This is a genomic window from Streptomyces sp. 13-12-16 (assembly GCF_002114215.1).
GTDB lineage: Bacteria > Actinomycetota > Actinomycetes > Streptomycetales > Streptomycetaceae > Streptomyces.
In genome coordinates, this window is sequence record NZ_NCTE01000583.1 from 24864 (window position 1) to 29114 (window position 4251).

5 protein-coding genes are annotated in these 4251 nt (G+C 72.5%); all 5 read left to right on the forward strand.

The window, feature by feature from the left end; all coding sequences use genetic code 11:
- Position 1: 1 nt before the first annotated feature.
- Entirely contained in the window at positions 2-1408 is a 1407-nt protein-coding gene (locus tag B7767_RS23340) for an amidase (protein ID WP_256923536.1), read from the forward strand.
- 568 nt (positions 1409-1976) lie between these two features.
- Positions 1977-2450: a nuclear transport factor 2 family protein gene (locus B7767_RS23345; RefSeq protein WP_085573918.1), complete on the forward strand. Its 474-nt coding sequence runs from the start codon at positions 1977-1979 to the stop codon at positions 2448-2450.
- A 63-nt stretch (positions 2451-2513) separates the two neighbouring features.
- Entirely contained in the window at positions 2514-3059 is a 546-nt protein-coding gene (locus B7767_RS23350; RefSeq protein WP_085573919.1) for a TetR/AcrR family transcriptional regulator, read from the forward strand.
- A gap of 99 nt (positions 3060-3158) precedes the next feature.
- Positions 3159-4016: an N-acetyl-1-D-myo-inositol-2-amino-2-deoxy-alpha-D-glucopyranoside deacetylase gene (gene mshB, locus B7767_RS23355; protein ID WP_085573920.1), complete on the forward strand. Its 858-nt coding sequence runs from the start codon at positions 3159-3161 to the stop codon at positions 4014-4016.
- On the forward strand, positions 4013-4251 hold a 239-nt coding region (locus B7767_RS23360), incomplete at its 3' end, for a DUF6113 family protein (RefSeq protein ID WP_256923537.1). The genes mshB and B7767_RS23360, both read left to right, overlap by 4 nt.

The following is a 4251-nucleotide window of genomic DNA, read 5'->3' on the forward strand; positions in this document are numbered from 1 at the left end:
GGTGCACGTCTTCCGGGACGACGCCCTCGGTGACCACGACGCGGTCGGCCTCGCCGAGGCGATCCGCCGGCGCGAGGTCGGCGCCGCCGAGGCCGCCCGTGACGCGGCGGCCCGGGTCAGGGCCGTCGAGTCCCGGCTCAACGCGGTCCAGACGCACCTCGACCTCCCGGCACACGGCGTCGACGGCGCGCTGGGCGGCGCGTCGGGTGGTGCCTTGGGTGGTGTGCCGACCTTCGTCAAGGACAACACCGACTACCAGGGGCTGCCCACGGGCCACGGGAGCGCCGCGTTCGCACCCCGCGCCGCCCGTCGGCACGCCCCGTTCGCCCGCCAGTTCCTGAGCACCGGCGTCACGGTGCTCGGCAAGACCCGGCTGCCCGAGTTCGGCTTCAGTCCCACCACGGAGTACGAGGACGCCGAACCCGTCCGCAACCCGTGGCACACGGACCACTCGGCGGGCGGCTCGTCCGGCGGCAGCGCGGCGCTCGTCGCCGCCGGCGCGGTCCCGATCGCACACGCCAACGACGGCGGCGGCTCGATCCGGATCCCCGCCGCCTGCTGCGGCCTCGTCGGCCTGAAGCCCACCCGCGGCCGGATGGTGGCGAACGCGCAGGGCCGCCGGCTGCCGATCGACCTCGTCGTCGACGGCGTCGTGAGCCGCTCGGTACGGGACAGCGCGGCGTTCCTGGCCGCCGCGGAGAAGCACTGGCGCAACCCGAAGCTGCCGCCCGTCGGCCTGGTCGAGGGCCCCTCGGAGCGCCGGCTGCGCATCGGGCTCCTGCTGGACTCCCCGAACGGCGTCCGCTCCGACGCGGACACCCGGGCGGCGGTGACGGAGACGGCCGAGCGCCTGGAACGGCTCGGTCACACCGTGGAACCGGTGGAGCTCTCCATCGACCCGCACTTCACGGACGACTTCCTCACCTACTGGGGCCTGCTGTCGTTCCTGATCGGCGCCACCGGCAGGACGCTGGGCACGGACTTCGACCGCCGCCGCATGGACGGGCTGAGCCGGGGCCTGCGCGAGACGTACGTGAGGGCCTGGCGGACCACGCCGGCCGTACTGCGCCGGCTGAAGCGCACGCGCGAGGCGTACGCGGCCGGGTTCCGCGGCCTCGACGTGATCCTCTCCCCGGTCCTGGCCCACACCACCCCGCCGATCGGCCACCTCAGCCCGACCGTCCCGTACGCCACGCTGGTCGAACGGCTCCTGAACTACGTGGCGTTCACCCCGGTCGACAACGTCGTCGGCACCCCGTCGATCTCACTGCCGTCCGCGAGCGCCACTCCGGACGGACTGCCCATCGGCGTCATGTTCTCCGCCCGTCCCGGCGCCGAACGCACACTGCTGGAACTGGCGTTCGCCCTGGAAGCCGACCGGCCGTTCCGGCGCCTCCAGGACGCCTGACGGGAGGCCGGGTCGGCCCCCCGGCCGTCCACGTTCTTCGAGTCGCGGACGTGGACGGTGCCGGATGGGTGGTGATTTCCGTGCGGGAGCCGGTCTCCGTGCCGCTGCTGTAGCCGCTTCCGAACCACGCGGGGACCGAAGCGTGGTGGCCGGTGACTCCGAGGCGGGAGAGCCTGCGTGCGGATGGTGCCGTACCCGTGGTTCGGCGACGCGGAGTCGCCGGCTGCCCGGGATCGGGCGGCCGGCGAACGCCCCCGCCCCGAGCGGTCGCGGACCCGAAGTCCCGGGAGACCCGTGAGGAGCGCGCCCCACGGGAGGCGCGTGGACCGCGGGCACCCCGCGGACCCCTCCCCGCTCCCGGAGGCGGAAAGCGTTGCTTGACGCGTCAGATGAAAGTGGTCTATTACTTACTTCAAGTCGAGTGCGCTGAGGTCGAACCGGCGCGGCGCACGAGGTCGGCCCTCCATCGGTAGAGGTGGAGGGCTGTTCTTCGGTCCAGTAAGTAAGTGGTCAACCGCTTACTTACTGACTCATTCATTGATCGTCATCCAGAAAGCGACCTCCCGTCATGGCAGACACCCCTTCCGCTCCGCAGAACGCCGACGCCGTCCGGGCCGCCGCCCAGCAGGTGTTCCGGGACCACCTCGACCTCCTGACCGCCGGCCGGGCCGAGGAGTGGGCCGAGCTCTTCACCGAGGACGGAGTGCTGGAGTTCCCGTACGCCCCGAAGGGCTATGCGACCCGGCTCGTGGGCAGGGAGGAACTGCTCGGCCACATCGGCAACTTCTCCAAGGCGTTCCGTCTGAGGATGACCGACGTGCGCATCCACGAGACCGTCGACCCCACGCTGGTCGTCGCGGAGCTCAGGTCCGAGGGCGTCGCGCTGGAGACCGTCCGCCCCTACAACCAGTCGTACATCTCGGTGGTCGAGACCGTGGACGGCAGGATCAGCCGCTACGTCGACTACTGGAACCCGCTGATCGCCATGGAGGCCCTCGGCGGCAGCGCCGACGCCATGGTCGCGGCGTTCAGCGACGACTGAGCGCGTCCGGGCAGGCCCCTCCGGTGGTTTGACGCGCTTCTATGGGAGTGGTTGATTGCTTTCATGGAAACCAGGACGCGACAGCGCTCCACCGCGGACGAGCGCCGGGCCACGGTCATGCGCACGGCCATCAGGACGTTCGCCGCGCGGGGCTACTACGGGACCTCGACGACGGACGTCGCCAAGGCCGCGGGCATCTCGCAGGGGTACCTGTACCGGCTGTTCAAGGACAAGGAGGCGCTGTTCGTCGCCCTGGTCGACTACTGCTCGGACCGTCTGCGCGAGTCCGTCGCCACGGCGGCGGCGTCGGTGCGGAGCACCGACCCGCAGGCGGTCATGCGGGCGCTGACCACCTCGTACGACGAGGTCATCGCCGACCGGGACGTGCTGATGATCCTCATGCACGCCCAGGGCTGCGCCGGTGAGCCCGGCATCGGCGAGGCCGTGCGCCGGTGCTACGCCAGGCAGGTCGAGTACGTCCGCGCCGTCTCCGGCGCCTCCGAGGAGCAGATCCGCCGCTACTTCGCGGACGCCCTGCTCAGCAACGTCCTGGTGGCGATCGACGCCGACGCCGTCGACGCCCCCTGGGCACGCACGCTGCGCGGCTAGAAACTGGGGCAGGCGGTCCGCGCGGGCCGTGCGGCGGAACCGGGTGACGGGCGGCCGGGGTGCGGACGGGCAGGACCCCGCGCCTCATAGGCTGGTCCCATGACGGAACTCCCCGACCGGCGTCTGCTGCTGGTGCACGCCCACCCGGACGACGAGTCGATCAACAACGGCGCGACCATGGCCCGGTACGCCGCCGAGGGCGCCCATGTGACGCTGGTCACCTGCACGCTCGGTGAGCGGGGCGAGGTCATTCCGCCCGGGCTGGGGCACCTGAGCGGGGCCGCCCTCGGCGGTCACCGGCTCGGGGAGCTGAAGGAGGCGATGCGGGCGCTCGGAGTCACGGACTTCCGGCTGCTCGGCGGGGCCGGGCGGTACTGCGACTCCGGGATGATGGGGCTGCCCGACAACGACGACCCCGGCTGCTTCTGGCAGGCCGACGTCGACCGGGCGGCGGGGCTGCTCGCCGAGGTGATCCTGGAGATCCGCCCCCAGGTCCTCGTCACCTACGACGACGACGGCGGCTACGGCCACCCCGACCACATCCAGGCCCACCGCGTCGCCATGCGCGCCGTCGAGCTCGCCGCCGAGCAGGGCTGGGACGTCCCCAAGGTCTACTGGAACCGGGTGCCCCGGTCCGTCGCCGAGGAGTCCTTCGCCCGCCTCGACGGCGACCTGCCCGGCCTGCCCTTCGACAAGGCCGCCACCGTCGCCGACGTACCGGGTGTCGTCGCCGACGAACAGGTCACCACCGAGATCGACGGCACCGCGTACGCCGCCGCCAAGGCCGCCGCGATGCGCGCCCACGTCACCCAGGTCACCGTGGCCGAACCGTACTTCGTGCTCTCCAACGGACTCGCCCAGCCGCTCTTCACCACCGAGTACTACGAGTTGGTGCGCGGTGAACGTCCCGGGAAGCGGGAGAGCGACCTGTTCGCCGGGATCGGGGAGGCGTCGTGAGCGACCGGTCGCCCTCCGTGCTCGCCCAGCCGCTGCGGCCGCCCTCCGCCGGACGGGTCGTCGCCTGCCTGGGACTGTTCCTGCTCGGCGCCGTGGTCGGTGCGGCCGGGGCGCTGGTGCAGCCCGCGTGGTTCCCCGGCGGGCTGCTGCTCGCCCTCGCCGCTGAGGCGGGGCTGGTCCTGGGAGCCACCCGCGCGCTCCGCAGCCGGGCCGGGGGCGCCTGGGCCGCCGGTGG

Coding starts and splice junctions, on each gene's coding strand:
- B7767_RS23345 (WP_085573918.1), top strand. CDS start 1,977: ATGGCAGACACCCCTTCCGCTCCGCAGAACGCCGACGCCGTCCGGGCC.
- B7767_RS23350 (WP_085573919.1), top strand. CDS start 2,514: ATGGAAACCAGGACGCGACAGCGCTCCACCGCGGACGAGCGCCGGGCC.
- mshB (WP_085573920.1), top strand. CDS start 3,159: ATGACGGAACTCCCCGACCGGCGTCTGCTGCTGGTGCACGCCCACCCG.